General features: G+C 66.2%; 19 protein-coding genes. 3 read left to right on the top strand and 16 right to left on the bottom strand.

What is annotated here, in order from left to right:
- The first annotated feature begins 22 nt into the window (after positions 1-22).
- A complete protein-coding gene (locus NCR34_RS15555) occupies positions 23-559 on the top strand; it encodes a carboxymuconolactone decarboxylase family protein (protein WP_250500380.1) in 537 nt (178 codons plus the stop codon).
- Here NCR34_RS15555 and NCR34_RS15550 read toward each other — a convergent pair.
- From NCR34_RS15550 to NCR34_RS15540, 3 genes are read right to left on the bottom strand one after another with little or no spacing between them, the layout of a single operon-like run.
- A complete protein-coding gene (locus NCR34_RS15550) occupies positions 556-1326 on the bottom strand; it encodes a slipin family protein (RefSeq protein ID WP_250500379.1) in 771 nt (256 codons plus the stop codon). The genes NCR34_RS15555 and NCR34_RS15550 overlap by 4 nt on opposite strands.
- A gap of 14 nt (positions 1327-1340) precedes the next feature.
- Entirely contained in the window at positions 1341-2711 is a 1371-nt protein-coding gene (locus NCR34_RS15545; protein WP_250500378.1) for an NfeD family protein, read from the bottom strand.
- The gene (locus NCR34_RS15540) at positions 2708-3238 is read right to left on the bottom strand and encodes a BON domain-containing protein (protein WP_250500377.1); all 531 of its coding nucleotides are present in this window, start codon (positions 3236-3238) and stop codon (positions 2708-2710) included. Before NCR34_RS15540 ends, NCR34_RS15545 begins: the two co-directional genes overlap by 4 nt.
- Before the next feature lie 100 nt (positions 3239-3338).
- Here NCR34_RS15540 and NCR34_RS15535 point away from each other — a divergent pair, with 100 nt between their 5' ends.
- On the top strand, positions 3339-3758 hold the full coding sequence (locus tag NCR34_RS15535) for a secondary thiamine-phosphate synthase enzyme YjbQ (RefSeq protein WP_175941218.1): 420 nt from the start codon (positions 3339-3341) through the stop codon (positions 3756-3758).
- A gap of 49 nt (positions 3759-3807) precedes the next feature.
- On the top strand, positions 3808-3978 hold the full coding sequence (locus tag NCR34_RS15530) for a hypothetical protein (RefSeq protein ID WP_250500376.1): 171 nt from the start codon (positions 3808-3810) through the stop codon (positions 3976-3978).
- 10 nt (positions 3979-3988) lie between these two features.
- On the opposite strand, the gene NCR34_RS15525 is transcribed toward NCR34_RS15530, so the two are convergent.
- From NCR34_RS15525 to gsiC, 13 genes are all read right to left on the bottom strand, one after another.
- Complete coding sequence (locus NCR34_RS15525) at positions 3989-4759, bottom strand: CDP-diacylglycerol diphosphatase (RefSeq protein WP_250500375.1); 771 nt, start codon at positions 4757-4759, stop codon at positions 3989-3991.
- A gap of 201 nt (positions 4760-4960) precedes the next feature.
- Complete coding sequence (locus tag NCR34_RS15520) at positions 4961-5278, bottom strand: DUF4148 domain-containing protein (protein WP_250500520.1); 318 nt, start codon at positions 5276-5278, stop codon at positions 4961-4963.
- A gap of 194 nt (positions 5279-5472) precedes the next feature.
- On the bottom strand, positions 5473-6285 hold the full coding sequence (hutG, locus tag NCR34_RS15515; protein WP_250500374.1) for an N-formylglutamate deformylase: 813 nt from the start codon (positions 6283-6285) through the stop codon (positions 5473-5475).
- Positions 6286-6309: 24 nt separating this feature from the next.
- Positions 6310-7689 (bottom strand): formimidoylglutamate deiminase, encoded by a 1380-nt coding sequence (locus NCR34_RS15510; RefSeq protein ID WP_250500373.1) that lies wholly within the window; start codon positions 7687-7689, stop codon positions 6310-6312.
- Positions 7686-8261, bottom strand: coding sequence for a HutD/Ves family protein (locus NCR34_RS15505; protein ID WP_250500372.1), 576 nt, complete (start codon positions 8259-8261; stop codon positions 7686-7688). The genes NCR34_RS15510 and NCR34_RS15505 overlap by 4 nt, the downstream gene beginning before the upstream one ends.
- Position 8262: 1 nt before the next feature.
- Complete coding sequence (gene hutC / locus NCR34_RS15500; protein WP_250500371.1) at positions 8263-8958, bottom strand: histidine utilization transcriptional repressor HutC; 696 nt, start codon at positions 8956-8958, stop codon at positions 8263-8265.
- A complete protein-coding gene (hutH, locus tag NCR34_RS15495) occupies positions 8955-10502 on the bottom strand; it encodes a histidine ammonia-lyase (RefSeq protein WP_250500370.1) in 1548 nt (515 codons plus the stop codon). The genes hutC and hutH overlap by 4 nt, the downstream gene beginning before the upstream one ends.
- Positions 10503-10634: 132 nt before the next feature.
- Entirely contained in the window at positions 10635-11108 is a 474-nt protein-coding gene (locus NCR34_RS15490) for a GNAT family N-acetyltransferase (protein WP_175941206.1), read from the bottom strand.
- A 134-nt stretch (positions 11109-11242) separates the two neighbouring features.
- A complete protein-coding gene (gene crcB / locus NCR34_RS15485; RefSeq protein WP_250500369.1) occupies positions 11243-11620 on the bottom strand; it encodes a fluoride efflux transporter CrcB in 378 nt (125 codons plus the stop codon).
- Between the two features lie 334 nt (positions 11621-11954).
- On the bottom strand, positions 11955-12779 hold the full coding sequence (locus NCR34_RS15480; protein ID WP_250500368.1) for a M55 family metallopeptidase: 825 nt from the start codon (positions 12777-12779) through the stop codon (positions 11955-11957).
- Entirely contained in the window at positions 12776-13801 is a 1026-nt protein-coding gene (locus NCR34_RS15475; protein ID WP_250500367.1) for a DmpA family aminopeptidase, read from the bottom strand. The genes NCR34_RS15480 and NCR34_RS15475 overlap by 4 nt, the downstream gene beginning before the upstream one ends.
- The gene (gsiD, locus tag NCR34_RS15470; RefSeq protein ID WP_250500366.1) at positions 13798-14688 is read right to left on the bottom strand and encodes a glutathione ABC transporter permease GsiD; all 891 of its coding nucleotides are present in this window, start codon (positions 14686-14688) and stop codon (positions 13798-13800) included. Before gsiD ends, NCR34_RS15475 begins: the two co-directional genes overlap by 4 nt.
- Positions 14689-14695: 7 nt before the next feature.
- Positions 14696-15616: a glutathione ABC transporter permease GsiC gene (gene gsiC / locus NCR34_RS15465; protein WP_250500365.1), complete on the bottom strand. Its 921-nt coding sequence runs from the start codon at positions 15614-15616 to the stop codon at positions 14696-14698.
- Positions 15617-15620 lie beyond the last annotated feature (4 nt).

Here is a 15620-nt window from a genome sequence, read left to right as displayed (position 1 = left end):
CACCAACGAACCGGAGCACACCATGTCACGTCTTTCCCAAGTCAACGTCAACGAAGCCACCGGCAAGACCGCGGAACTCTTCAGCGCCATCAAGAAGGCCGCTGGCCGCGTGCCGAACGCGTATGCGACCATCGGCACGCATAGCCCGGCGGCGCTCGGCGCGGCGCTATCCAACGATGCCGTGCTCGCGAAGAGCAGTCTCGACAAGGCCGATGCCGAAGCCATCAAGCTCGCCGTCAGCGAACTGGCGGGCTGCGATTACTGTGCCGCTGCGCATACGGTCGTCGGCAAGATGGCCGGACTCACGCAAGACGAAACGCAGCAGATTCGCGCAGGCGACGCGACCGGCAATGCGAAGCGCGATGCGCTTGTGCGCTTCGTGCGGCACGTGGCGGATTCGCGCGGCACGGTGGACGCCCGCGTGCTCGCGGATGTGCGCGAAGCCGGCTATAGCGAGGCGCAAGTCATCGACGCGCTGTTCGCGATGAGCGTCATCAACTTCACGAACCTCGTGAACCGTGTGAACGATACGACGCTCGACTTTCCCGCGCTCGTCTAAGGGTTCGAGGACTTCGTGAACCGGTCGATCACCGCGCTGACCAGATCGACCGGGACCGGAAACACGATCGTCGAGTTCTTGTCGCCGGCGATCGTCGTCAGCGTTTGCAGATAGCGCAGTTGCATCGCCTGCGGCGCCTGGGCGAGCATCTGCGCGGCCTGCAGCAGCTTCTCCGATGCCTGCAATTCGCCTTCCGCATGAATGATCTTCGCGCGACGCTCGCGCTCGGCTTCGGCCTGGCGGGCGATCGCGCGAATCATCGTCTCGTTGATATCGACGTCCTTGATCTCGACGTTCGACACCTTGATGCCCCACACGTCCGTCTGCGCGTCGAGCACGCGCTGGATGTCGCTGTTCAGGCGCTCCCGCTCGGACAGCAGTTCGTCGAGTTCGTGCTTGCCGAGAATCGCGCGCAGCGTCGTCTGCGAGAGCTGGCTGGTCGCGTCGAAATAGCGCGCGACCTGAATCACGGCTTTCTCCGGATCGACCACGCGAAAGTAGACGACCGCGTTCACCTTCACCGAGACGTTGTCGCGCGTGATGACGTCCTGCGGCGGCACGTCGAAGACGACGGTGCGCAGGTCCATGCGCACGACCTGCTGCACGACCGGAATGATGAGCACGAGCCCCGGCCCTTTCACCTTCCAGAAGCGCCCGAGCAGGAACACGACGCCGCGCTCGTACTCGCGAAAAATGCGCACCGCCGACGCGAGCAAAAAAATGACGAGCGCGAGGACGATGCCGCCGAAACCGAAAGTCAGCCCCATGTTTTTAGCCTCGTTCAAGCTGCATTGTGATGTGATTCGTCGAACGGCTCGACGGTCAGCGTGAGTCCGTCGCGCGCGGTCACGCGCACCCGCGCGCCCTGCCCCGGCAACGCAGCGGGCGATGCCGGCCGCACGCGCCAGCGTTCGCCCTGCACGCGCGCCCAGCCGACGCCCTCGCCGCCCTCCAGCATCACGCCGATGCTGCCGAGCATGGCCTCGCCGCCGCTGACGACGGGCCGCCTGCGCGCTTTCAATGAGAGCCCCGACACCGCGAACACGAAGACCGCCGAGAACAGCGCGAGCGTGGCGACGAGTCCGGGCGGAACGCCGAAGCCGGGCACGTCGGTATCCACGAGCATCAGCGCGCCGATGGCGAACGCGACGATGCCGCCGATGCCGAGCGTGCCGAACGTCGGCAAGAACGCCTCGGCCACGAGACAGCCGATGCCCAGCATCAGCAAGCCGAGGCCCACGTAGCTCACCGGCAGCAATTGCAGCGCGAACAGGCCGACGAGCAGGCAAATCGCGCCCGCGACGCCCGGCAACGCATAGCCGGGATTCGCGAACTCGAAGAAGAGGCCGTACATGCCGATCATCATCAGTATGAGCGCGACGCTCGGGTCCGTGATCGCCGCGAGAAAGCGGTTGCGCCAGTCGGGCTGGAACGCGACGACGCTCGCCTCGCGCGTCGTCAGCACGCGCTCGCCCTGCGCCGTGCGCACGCGGCGGCCGTCGAGTCTGGCGAGCAGATCGGGAATGTCGGTCGCGGTGAGGTCGATCACCTTCTGCGCGAGCGCCTCGTTGGCCGAGAGCGCGACGGCCTCGCGCACCGCGCGTTCGGCCCACTGCGCGTTGCGCCCGCGCAATTGCGCGAGGCCGCGGATATACGCGGCGGCGTCGTGAACCTGCTTGCGCGTTTCGGTCGATGCCCCCTCCGCCGCGCCCGACGCCGCGCGCTCCGCTCCCCCGCCGCCGAGCTGGATCGGCGTGGCCGCGCCGAGATTCGTGCCGGGCGCCATCGCGGCGATATGGGCGGCATACACGATGTACGTGCCCGCGCTCGCCGCCCGCGCGCCGCTCGGCGCGATGTACGCCGCGACCGGCACCGGCGAAGCGAGGATCGCCTGAATGATGGCGCGCATGGAAAGATTGAGGCCGCCGGGCGTGTCGATCCGGAGGACGGCGAGTTGCGCGCGTTCGTCCGCGGCGCGGGCGAGCGATCGCACGACGAAATCCGCGCTCGCCGGGCCGACCGCGCCGGTCAGCGGAATCACGACGACGGGCGCGGCAGCTGCCGCGCGAAGCGGGAACACGGCGAACGCCAGCAGCAGCAAGAGGCGTCGGACGAACGGCAGGAGCCGGTCAGCGGGCATCGTTCTCATCATCGGCAATCGCCGGCCGAGGCCGGCGTCGCGCAGGGTCTCGCTTTCAGCTTAGGCGATAGAACCGTCGTGCGGTCGATGATCTTCTCGACGTCCGCCGTCTCGCTCAAGCCCGCCACGAAACGCGCGCGGTCGAAGTCCGGCGACACGCAGCCGTCCACGTAGACGAAGCGGCGCTGCAGCGTGAGCCATAGACTCGTCTTGTCGCGCCACTGAAGCGATGCGTTCAGCGCATTCAGACGGCGCGTGACGCTTTCGGCGATCTCGCGGTCGTAGTCGTAGCTGTTCGGCAGACGGCAGCGGCCCGCGATCCAGCAACTGTTGCCGCGCTCGATCCGATAGTGCGCTTCGTCGAGCCATTCTGCCTCCGTCTCGAACGGGCCGCGCGGCGCGGGGCAATCCGCGATGGCGTTCGACACGTGCAGGAACGGGTCGTTGCCGCGATTGGCGAGCGTGCCGTCGGCGTGGACGGCTAGCGCGTGCAATGCCAGCAGTACTCCGAGCAGCGCGGTGGTCTTCGGTTTGCGCATGATCGTCCGATCGTGTGAACGGCACGCGCCAAGCATAGACCATCATCGCGCGAGCCAGCCGTTACACTGAACAGGCACTTTCCCTCGGATCGAAAACGACATGAAACAGGCACTCCACCATCTGACGCTCGCAACCGGCTCGCGCGGCCTGCACGAAGTCACGCGCGACATCGACCGCTGGATCGACTTGCAGGATATCCGCACGGGCCTGCTGACGGTGTTTTGCCGTCATACGTCGGCGTCGCTGCTGATTCAGGAAAACGCCGACCCGGACGTGCGCGCGGACCTCGAACGGTATTTCGAATCGGTCGCACCGGAAGCGCCCGGCCGCTACATCCACGACGCCGAAGGCCCCGACGACATGCCCGCGCACCTGCGCACCGCGCTTACCACCGTCCAGCTTTCGATTCCGGTCGAAGCCGGCCGCATGGTGCTCGGCACGTGGCAGGGCATCTATGTGTTCGAGCACCGGGCGGCGCCGCATCACCGCGAACTCGTGTTGCATCTGATAGGCGAATGACCTGCTCTGACGCACGACGGCCGTCCGGCGCGACGACATCGCCACCGAGATGAACCCCGATTCGCGGCTCGTCATCTTCCGTCAGACGGACAACGCAGCCGCGCGCATGGCACTGTCTGGCGTCGAGCCTCACGTGCGGCATTCGATGCGCGACGCGACGCACAACGCGCTGGCGTTCTCCGGCCCGGACGACGCGTTGTTGCAGCGCTTCGATTGCTGATCCGGCGCCCTCAAGGTTTGACGATGGCGCGTCCGGCCAGCGCGCAGGTGTGATCCTGCAATTCTTCCGACGACGCGAGATTGCCCGGACCGACGTGATCGTTGAGCAGGAAGAACGCGGGCGCGCCGTCGCTGCGCTCGGCGCCCACGAGCAGCAACGTCTGATCGCCCATGGAACCGCCTTCCTGCGCGACGGTGGCGGCCAGCAGCCTGAACGGATCGGTACGCGACAAGTCCGCGTCGTCGATGCGCAACGCGCGATAACTGTGTCCGCGAAGGCGCACGGGCAGCGGCGTCCATTGCGTGCCGATGCCCGGCCCCGCGTCGCGCAGCGCCTCCGCCACGTCATCCGCGAGGCAGTCGAGATGGATATGCAACTGGTTCTGCGTGCGCCCGCTCGCCGAATTGACCGCGAGCGACATCTCGTCACGCGGCAAGCGGCGGCGCAGCGCGTCGTCGACGTAATGGCGCGCGTTCCATGCATCGCGCCAGTAGTTCGGCGTGTCCGGTTCGAGGAGCGCAGGACTTTCGATGCCGCTCACGCGCGCGGTCGGAATCAACAGATATTGCGCGACGCCGACGATGTCCTTGAGCACCGCATAGTCGCCTGCGACGTTCACCTCGGCGCAAGGCTGCTCGATGTGCGCGCCGTCGGCTGCCGGTACGCAGCGGTCGTGGACGATTTGCCAGAGCGCATCGGGATTGCCCGCGCGCGCGGGCGAATACGCTAGGCCGAGCGCGACGGCGGCGCTGGCGAGGAGATACTTCGTGAGGATGTGCATCGGCAATGATCCGGGACGAAGACCTTAGCGTGCTGGATTATGCTTTCAGGCGCATGAAACTTCGCTGCGGCGGCCTCGCGCGTGCCGACTGCACAGCAAAAAGCGCCGGCTGCGATCACGCGGCCGGCGCTTTCTTCACTACGTTTGCCCTGCTCCTGCTACCCGCCGCGCGCTATCCGCTGCGGGATCACAGACTCCGGCTTAGTGGCCGAAGTAGACCGAATTGCGATCCGACATCGTGACGGCTGCACGCGCGCCCGACTGGGCGTTGCCAGCGGTCGACGCGCCATACGACGTCGTTGCAGCCGCGCCTTGCTCCGCGTTCACGCGAGCCTGGGCGGCTTGCAAGTTTTGCGGATAGTTCACGCGGTCTTGCGACGGGTTGTAGCCAGCCTTTTCCAACTGAGCGAGTTCTGCGCGAACTTCAGCGCGCGTCACGGGCGCATTGTTTTGCGCGAAGGCAAAAGTCGGAGCGGCCAGAGCCGAAGCGATGACGAGTGCCGGAACGAATGACTTGATCATGATGACCTCCAATATCTTGTTGTGAGATCGATTGGAAACCGGGGAGCTTTTTAAGCGTTTTCTGATTTCCTTTCGCTTGGAGAGAAGTTTAGGAGGTCATCGACCTAGGGAAAACCCCGATTCTCATGAAAGATATTTGTTCAACGAGCAATAATCCAGGCATTGATCGGGGCGGATGACGAACGCCGCAGTCAGCGCGTCGCCACGTGTTCGAGCGCCACGGTCATCAATTGGCGCAGCAGCGGCTGAACGGCGCCGGCGCGGATGTCGTCGTAGGCATAGGGCGACGTTTCCTGCATGTAGGTCACCTGCGTCAGTTCCAGTTGCACGGCGTGGATGCCGCGCGCCGGCTCCCCGTAGCGCCGCGTGATGTAGCCGCCCTTGAAACGCCCATTGGCGACGCTCGTATATCGCCCGTCACGCGATACGACCTCCGCCAGCCGCTCCGCGAGTCCCGGCGCCGCCGACGCGCCGTCTGCCGTGCCGAAGTTGAAGTCGGGCAAGCGGCCCTCGAAGAAACGCGGCACGACCGAACGGATGGAATGCGCTTCCCACAGCAGCACGCGCCCGTGCGCTTCGCGCAGCGCGGCGAGCTCGCCGGCGAGCGCGTCGTGATACGGCTGCCAGTACAGCGCGCGACGCGCCTCGATCTGCTCGCGCGACGGCCCGTGTCCCGGGCGGTAAAGCGGCTCTTTGTCGAACGTATCGACCGGACAGAGACCCGTCGTGTCGCGGCCGGGATACAGATTCGCGTCGTCGGGCGGGCGGTTCAGGTCGATCACGTAACGCGCATATTCCGGCAGCAGAATCGACGCGCCCAACTCGCGCGCGAACGCATACAGCCGCCCCAGATGCCAGTCGCAATCGTCGACGCGCAGCGCCACCGGCGTCATCTCTTCGACGAGCGCCTCCGGAATGCGCGTGCCCCGGTGCGGGATCGAGATCAAAAGCGGCGCGGTGCCGCGTTCCAGCGTGTAGATGGAGCAATCGTGAACGGTATCCATGTCTGCGGCTCCGGAAGTTGAACGTTACGCGAGCAGTCCGCCGAGCGCCGCGCGATAACGCGTGAGTGCCCGCTCTTCGTCGACGTGACGGCGGTCGGTGACGACCTTGCGGCCGCCGACGAACACGTCGCGCACCGGCGTCTGCCCATGCTCGCAGAAGACTGCGCTGGACAGCCACGCGTCGCAGGGAAGGCCGCCGATGCCGGGATGCGCTTCATCGAGCACGATCCAGTCCGCGCGCATGCCCGCCGCGAGCGCACCGACGCGCCGCCCGGTCGCGCTCGCGCCGCCGTCGAGGGCGGCGTCAAAAAGACGGTCGGCCGGCCGCGTGTCGCCAGCCGATGCCAGCACGTTGCGCTCGCGACGCAGCAGACGCTGGCCATATTCGAGCAGCCGCAACTCCGAGCGCCAGTCGACGCCCACGTGACTATCCGAGCCGATGCCGAAGCGCCCGCCCGCATCCAGATAGTCGCGCGCCGCGAAGAAGCCGTCGCCGAGATTCGCCTCCGTCGTCAGGCACAGGCCGGCGACCGCGCGGCTCGCGGCAAGCCGATTGCATTCGCTCGCGTCCATATGCGTGGCGTGGACGAGGCACCAGCGCGCATCGACGTCGAAGCGATCCAGCAGCCACTGCACCGGCCGCTGGCCCGTCGCGGCGACGCACGCATCGACTTCGGCAAGCTGCTCGGCGATATGAATGTGCACCGGAGCGCGCTCGAAGCGGGCGTCGAAGCCTTCGAGCAGCGCCGCAAGCGATTCGCCCGAGACCGCGCGCAACGAATGCGGCGCGACGCCGTAACGCCGCGTGCCGTTCTCCGGCCGGGCGCGGGCGAGCGCATCGAGCATGTCGAGCAGGCTCTCGGGCGTATGCAGGAAGCGGCGCTGATCATCGCGCGGCGCGGCCTGGCCGAAGCCGCTGTACTGATAGAGCACCGGCAGCATGGTGATGCCGATGCCCGCGCGTTCTGCCGCATCCACCACGCGCTCGGCGAGTTCCGCGCGGTTCGCATACGGCGAGCCGTCCTGCGCGTGATGCACATAGTGAAATTCGCAGACCGACGTGTAGCCCGCCTTCAGCATTTCGATGTAGAGCCAATGCGCGATGTCCGCGAGCGCGTCCGGCCCGATCTTCGCGGCGAAGCGGTACATCAGGTCGCGCCAGCTCCAGAAGGTATCGGCGGCGCTCGCGCGATATTCGGTGAGCCCGGCCATCGCGCGCTGGAACGCGTGCGAATGCAGATTCGGCATGCCCGGCAACACCGGGCCTTTCGCCCGCTCGACGCCAGCGGGAGCCGCGCTGTCCGGCTCGACGCGCGTGAGCGCGCCGTCGTCGCTCCACTCGATCAGCACGTTGCGCCGCCAGCCGTCGGGCAAGCGCGCGTGGTCCGCGAAATAGAGGTTCAAGCTCGTCTCTCCTCGATGCCGATGCAAAGCCACGCGGCATCGCCCGCGGCTTCGACGATGCACGTCCGCTCGATGCGCGCGGTATCGCCCGGATAGAGCATTGCGCGCGTTCCGTCGGCAGACGCGATAGTCAGGCTGCCGCTCGCGCAGTAGACGAACGTCACGTCGTGCGCCTGCGCCAGTTCATGATGCCCGGCGCGCCGGACGCACACCGACATGCGCGCCCGGTCGCGCCGCGCCATCACGTTGAAGTCGCGCGTCGGGCCGTCGATGAGACTCGCGTGGATCGGCGTTTCGCCCGCGAAGCGCGCCATCGCGAGCGGTTCCTTGAGCCGATGCTCGCGCCCGCCCGCTTCGGCGAGCAGCATGCCCGCGCCGTCGAGCAGCACGAGCGCGCGATCCACGCCGGGAAACGCCGAAAACGCGCCATCCGACGACACGTCCGCGACCGACAGCCGCCACGCGAACGCATCGAGCGACGCGCCCGGCGGACCCGCCGCGATCTCGCGCGTGATGCCGCCGCCGTTCTTCCACGGCACGGCGACGAGCGAAGCCGCAGGAATGATCGTCACGTCAGAAGTGCCCGGTGAATTGATAACGGTCGCCGGGATGCCAGAGATTCGCGACCGACGCGACGGCATCGCGCGACCACGTGCGCCGATGCAGCAACAGACACGGCTCGTGCTCGCCCATATCGAGCGCCGCGCGGATTTCGGGCGACGGCACCGAGGCCTCGATCCGGTACTCCACACGCTGCAGCGGCGCGGCGATCATCAGGTACTGGTTCGGCGTGATCGTCGTGAAATCCTGCCGCGCGTATTCCGGCGCGAGCGCCGGGTTCACGTAACGTTCTTCGAGCTGCACCGGCTCGTCGTTTTCGAAGTGCAGCACGCGCGAATGAAACACCGGGCTGCCGAGCGCAAGCTGCATCTCGCCGGCGAGCGCCTCGTCGACGATGGATGCGCCCAGATGCAGCACCTGCGCGCGATACGCATGACCGCGCGCAGCGATTTCGTCCGAGATGCTGCGAATCTCGACGAGCGTCGACGCGTACTTTGGCTGCGCGACGAAGGTGCCCGCCCCCTGCACGCGCGTCAGCACCTGTTCGGCGGTCAGTTCGCGCAGCGCGCGGTTAACGGTCATGCGCGCGACCTTGAACTCGCGCGCCAGTTCGTTCTCCGACGGCACCTGATCGCCCTCGCGCCACTCGCCGATGTGAATGCGCTGCAGGATGTAGTCCTTGATCTCCTGATACGCGGGCGTGTTCATGCGCTCGCTTCCGCCTTTTCCGCGGTTTCCGAAGCGAACGCGAACGGGCTATGCCGCGCGATCGCGCCCTGCTCGACCAGTTTGGCGATGGCCGCGATATCCGGCGCGAAGTAGCGGTCGAGGTCGTAATGCGGCACGTGCGCGCGCAGCGTGTTCATCACCTCGATGAGCGGCGCGCTCGTCTTGTGCGGCGCGCGCAGATCGACGCCCTGCGCCGCCGCCAGCAGTTCGATGGCGAGAATGTTGGCCGTGTTGCTCGCGATATCGCCGAGCTTGCGGGCCGCGAACGTGGCCATGGAAACGTGATCTTCCTGATTCGCCGACGTGGGCAACGAATCGACCGAAGCGGGATGCGCCAGCGTCTTGTTCTCGGAGGCGAGCGCCGCCGCCGTCACGTGCGCGATCATGAAGCCGGAGTTCACGCCGCCGTCGCGCACGAGGAACGGCGGCAGGCCGGAAAGCGTGGCGTCGATGAGAAGCGCGATGCGCCGCTCGGCCAGCGCGCCGATTTCGGCGGCGGCGAGCGCGAGATTGTCGGCGGCGAAAGCGACCGGTTCAGCGTGGAAATTGCCGCCAGACAGCACTTCGCCGGTATCGGGAAAGATCAGCGGGTTATCGGAGACCGCGTTCGCTTCGATCAGCAGCACGTCGGCGGCGTGGCGCATCTGGTCGAGGCACGCGCCCATCACTTGCGGCTGGCAACGCAGGCTGTACGGGTCCTGCACCTTCTCGCAATCCGCGTGCGACAGATTGATGCCCGAGCCCGCGAGCAGGGCGCGATAAGCCGCCGCGGCGTCGATCTGCCCGCGATGCCCGCGCAACTCATGGATGCGCGCATCGAACGGCACGACCGAGCCCGCGGCCGCATCCACCGACAGCGCGCCTGCCACGAGTCCGGTGCGGAACAGGTCCTCGATGGCGAACAGGTGATACAGCGCGAGCGCCGCCGATGCCTGCGTGCCGTTCAGCAGCGCGAGCCCTTCCTTGGCCTGGAGCGTCAGCGGCTTCAGGCCGGCGACCGCAAGACCGTCGAGCGCGCTCGCGCGTTCGCCGCGAATGGTGACTTCGCCGATGCCGAGCAGCACCGTCGACATGTGCGCGAGCGGCGAGAGATCGCCGGATGCGCCGACCGACCCCTTGACCGGGATGATCGGCAGCACGTCCGCGTTGAACAGCGTGACGAGCGCCTCGATCACTTCGCGGCGGATGCCCGAATGGCCGCGCCCGAGGCTCGACAACTTGAGCGCCATGAGCAGCCGCACGACGGGGCGCGACATCGGCTCGCCCACGCCGACCGCGTGCGACAGCACGAGATTGCGCTGCAACAGTTCGAGCTGGTCAGCGGGAATATGCGTGTTCGCGAGCCGCCCGAAGCCCGTGTTGATGCCGTACGCCGGATCGCCCTTCGCGGCGATGGCCGCGACCGCGCGCGCGCTGGCGTCGATGGCGTCGAAGCTCGCGGGATCGAGCCGCAGAGAATCGGAGCCGCGCGCGATTCGGCGCAGTTGCGGCAGCGTGAGTTTTCCGGGCGTCAGCGTAATCATGTTTCATCCTGTCTATACAAGTCAGACGCCAGTCTAAACGGGCATAAACGGCGAAACAAGAGGCTTTCCGGGATTCCCCTTAGCCCGAATAGCGGATATAGGCGACGCTTGTCTATACAGAACGCGCGATGCTCACAGCACTTTCTCCATCACGAACTGCACGAACCGCTGTCCGCGCACGACGACCGCTCGTGCCAGCAGCATCGTGAAACCGCAATATTCGAAGAACGGCCGGCCTGTCGCGCTCGCGTAGGTGTGCAGCACCTGCATGCCCGCCTCGTCCGCCTCGGCTTCGATGCGCGCGAGCAGCGCGGTCGCCACGCCTTTGCGCTGATGCTCCGGGTGGACGAACATCATGTCGATCAGGCCGTTTCGCTCCAGATCGGCGAATCCGGCAAGCTGGCCGCCGCTGAACGCGACCCACGTCGGGCGGCTCGCGCGGGCGAGCGCCCATTCGTCGGGATCGGCCTGCGCCCAGACGTCGATCTGCTTCTGGTTGTAATCCGCCGATGCAGTCTCGCGCACCGCGCGGAGAAACAGGTCGATCACGCCGTCGAGATCACTCGCCCGGTACGGTCTGATTTCGATAAGCGGGAACTCGGGCATGTCTTCACCTTCTGTGTTGCAATAAAAATCGAGCCGCTGAAAGCGCGGCGAAGTGTCGGGCGTCTGAACGCGGGAAGGATTGTAGGAAACGGGCGCGGGATAAAAGCCAAAAGGTGTCGCGAACGTGTCGCCGATCAACTTGCGACGGCCACCGTTGCGATGCCGAGCGCGGTCATCACGAGCGACGCCCCGACGTGGATGGCGATCTCCGCCAGCGCCCAGCCGAGCCGCCCCTGCTGAAGATGCGCGACGACTTCTGCCGAGAACGTCGAAAACGTGGACAGGCCGCCCATCAAACCGGTGATGACGAAAAGCCGCCACTCGACGGAGAGATCCGGAACGCGCGCAAAGAACGCAACCGCCACGCCGATGATGTAGCCCGCGATGACATTGGCCGCGAAGGTGCCGAGCGGCAGGTTCGGAAAGACGGCGTTCAGGCGCAGGCCGAGCGTCCAGCGCAGCAGCGAGCCGAGGCCGCCGCCGAGTCCCACCGCGATGATCGACAGGTACATGTAGTTCTTCAGTTATCTTGATGAAAGAGCCGGCGTGCCGACGTAACGCTCCGCGAGCCAGCCGTTCGATCAGCGCGGCGCGGCTCGGCTCGACGATCCATCCCTGCGCGTGCCGCAGATGCGCCGTCCAGGTGCCGTCGCGCCGGGCTTCCCAGCATCCGGCTTCGTGACCGTCGATGAACAGCGATCCGCGCATGACGAGCATGGGATCGGCCGGATCCAGCGCGGTGTCGTCGTTGTGTGCGAGCCTGACGTCATGCATGACACTTCGCCTGCCGGGCATTGGATGGAGCGTGCCTGCTCAAGGGCTCCATTCTAACGATACTTCCGGCCCTCACCGCAACATGAACGACATTGCCGAAAGGCAATTGAGCGTGCGAACGACATGCTCGGCGCTGGGCGCATCGAAGGCGAGCGTCACGGCGTCGATGCGTTCGAGCGACGGCCACTGGCAGAAGAGATCGGCGAGCGCGCTCGTCTGGACGCGCAGTTCGCAGTGCCGCGTCGAAGAGCCGTGGCGCGTGCCGAAGCGCCCGTGTGCAGCGCCTTCGAGGACCTCTTGCGCCGTGCGCCGAATCGCTTCGCATGCCGCAGCGGGCGTCTGCGTGACGCCGCTTGAATAGCCGTGCGCCGATTTCACGCAGACGAAGCGCGCCCCTTCGAACAAGGGCAACGTCTCGGCGCCGAAGACGTCATCGCCTGTCAGCAGCGCCACGCGCGCGCCGCGTTCTTCCGCAAGCCGGCCGTAGAGCGCCGCCTCGCCGGCCTCTTCGCCGCCGATCATCACGCGCGCGAACGCCGTGCTGTTGATGGTATGCGCGAGAATGCCGCGGCTTTGCGCGCGCGCGTGATAGCCGACCATGAACACCAGATCAGGCGATGCTTCCAGACCGGCCATCATGCCTAGCGTGCGTGGCTTGCCGAGCACGAGCCGCACGCGCGAATCGAACGCATCGGGCAAGAGATTGCGAAAGCCGCCGTGCGAATCGTTCACCCATACTTCGGACGCGCCGCCTTCGAATGCGCCTTCGGCCGCCGCGTTCGCCTCATGCGTCATCCAGCGTCGCGCCTGCTCGTATTCCGCGTTGCCGGGCCGCGTTTGCTCGGGATGAAACACACCCGCGATACCTTCGATGTCCGTCGAGATCAGCACTTTCATGGCGTCGGTTTCAATGCGTCCGTGAGAGATAGCCGCCGATGTCCGTTGCGGCCGGTCACGGTCTCCGCGCTGAAGAGCGCATCGAGAATCGCTTGTTCGATGCTGTCGGCAGCCGCCTGAAACAGCGGATCGAGCCGCGCGTCGGGAAGCAAAGGCGGCAGCGTGACGTATGCGGCGTCGTGCGGCACGGTGTACGCCGTCGAGAACGCGAGCGCAATGTCGCCGCTTCCGTGGCCGTAGACCGAGCCCGTGCGCGCCAGGCCGGCGGCCGCGCGCATCGCCATGCGTCGCAATTGCCGCGAGTCCAAAGGCGCATCGGTCGCGAGCAGCATGATGATGCTGCCTTGCTCCGTCGTCATCTGGCTTTGCGCGGCCGCGTGCAACGCGAGGCCGACGGGCTCGCCCGCTATCGTGAGCTGGGGCAAGCGCCCGAAGTTGGCGAGCACGAGTGCGCCGACAACATAAGCGTTCCCGCCGATATCGACGATCCGCGACGCTGACCCGATGCCGCCTTTGAGTTCGAAGCACGACATGCCGCGCCCCGCGCCGACCGCACCGCACGCGAAGTCCTTCGCGCATCCGGCGAGCGCTTGGCGGTAATGCGCCTCGTCGACGGCGAACGCCTGCAAGTCGTTCAGATAGCCGTCGTTGCACTCGAAGACGAGCGGATTGACGCTCGGCCACTCACGCCCTATGTCCCGATGTGCTTCGCATGCTGAACGAATCTGCGCCGCTGCAACGGCACCGACGCCGAACGTATTCGTCAATGCAATCGGCGTTTCGAGCACGCCGAGTTCATCCACTTGCACGAGGCCGACGCTCTTGCCGAAGCCATTGATCACGCACGCGGCGGCAGGCACTTTCTCGCGATACAGATCGCCGCTGTGCGGAAGCACGATGGTCACGCCGGTCTGGACGTCGCCGGCATCGAGCGTGCAGTGCCCCACCGTGACGCCCGCGACATCCGCTATCGTCGCGCGTGCGCCCGCTCGCAATATGCCGATATGCGGTGCTTTTCTCACGGCCGGTCCAGCTTCGGATCGAGCGCGTCGCGCAAACCGTCGCCGAGCAGATTGAACGCGAGCACCGTGAGGAAGATCGCGAGGCTCGGGAAGATGGCGACGTGCGGCGCCATCGCCATGTCGGCGCGCGCTTCGTTGAGCATCGCGCCCCACTCCGGCGTCGGCGGCTGCGCGCCGAGTCCGAGAAACGAGAGGCTCGCCGCCGTGATGATCGACGTGCCGATGCGCATCGTGAAGTACACGACCACCGACGAAATCGTGCCCGGCAGAATATGTCGCACGATGATCGTCCAGTCCGACGCGCCGATGCTGCGCGCCGCCTCGATATACGTCAGATGCTTGAGCGCGAGCGTATTGCCGCGCACGAGTCGCGCGAACGCCGGGATGCTGAAGATGGCGACCGCGCAGACCACGTTCACCATGCCGTTGCCGAGAATCGCGACCACGCCGATCGCGAGCAAAATGCCGGGAAAGGCGAACAGCACGTCGGAAATGCGCATCACGATGCGGTCCCACCATCCTTCGTAGTAGCCCGCGAGGAGGCCGAAGAACGTGCCGATTACCGCGCCGATCACGACCGACAGCAAACCGGCCGTCAGCGAAATGCGGCTGCCGACGAGTATGCGGCTGAGGATATCGCGCCCAAGCGAATCGACGCCGAACCAGTGCGCAGCCGAAGGACCCGCGTTGAGCGCGTCGTAATCGAAATAATTCTCCGGGTCATAAGGCGCGATATACGGCGCGATGATCGCGATGACGATCAGCAGCAGCACGAACACCGCCGCGATCATCGCGACATGCTGCTGCCTGAACTTGCGCCAGAACTCGGTCCACGGCGTGCGGACGTTCTGCTGCGTGTCGTGTGCGGCTTGCACGGTTACGCTCATGCCGTCCTCACTTGAAGCGGATAGTCGGGTTGATGACCGCGTACAGCACGTCCACCACCAGATTGATGACGATGAATTCCAGCGAGAACAACAGCACTTCCGCCTGAATCACCGGATAGTCGCGCATCTCGACGGCATCGACGAGCAGGCGCCCGAGGCCCGGCCAGTTGAACACCTTCTCGACCACGATGGAACCGCCGAGCAGGAAGCCGAACTGCAGACCCATCATGGTGACGACGGGAATCATTGCGTTGCGCAGGCAATGCTTCACGATGACGATCGGCTCATGCACGCCTTTCGCGCGCGCCGTGCGCACGAAGTCTTCGCCGAGCACTTCGACGAAGGAAGCGCGCGTGAAGCGCGCCATCACCGCTGCCACCGCCGCGCCGAGCGTGAGCGATGGCAGCACGTAGCTCTGCCAGGTGCCGTCGCCGACGATAGGCAGCCAGCCGAGCTTCACCGAGAAAATCTCCATGAGCAGCATGCCGAGCGCGAACGCAGGAAACGAGATGCCCGACACGGCGAGCGTCATGCCGAGCCGATCGGGCCACCGGTTGCGCCATACCGCCGACACGATGCCGATGGTCATGCCGAACACCACGGCCCACGCCATGCTGGCGAGCGTGAGCCACAGCGTCGGCATGAAACGCTCCGAGATTTCGGTGCTCACGGGGCGCTTGCTGCGCGTCGATTTGCCGAAGTCGAAATGCGCGACCTTGCCGAAGAAGCTCGCGAGTTGCTGCGGCAGCGGCTTGTCGAGGCCGAGGTCCGCGCGAACGAGCGCAACCGTCGCTTCGTCCGCTTCGGCCCCGGCTGCGAGCCGTGCGGGATCGCCCGGCAACAGATGCACGAACATGAACACCAGCACCGCGACGATGAAAAGCGTCGGCAGCAGCCCGAGCAGGCGTTTGGCAAGGAAGTTAAGCATCGCG

The sequence above is a fragment of the Caballeronia sp. GAWG1-5s-s genome (assembly GCF_023631445.1).
Taxonomy (GTDB): domain Bacteria; phylum Pseudomonadota; class Gammaproteobacteria; order Burkholderiales; family Burkholderiaceae; genus Caballeronia.
This window is presented reverse-complemented; position numbering and strand designations above follow the sequence as displayed.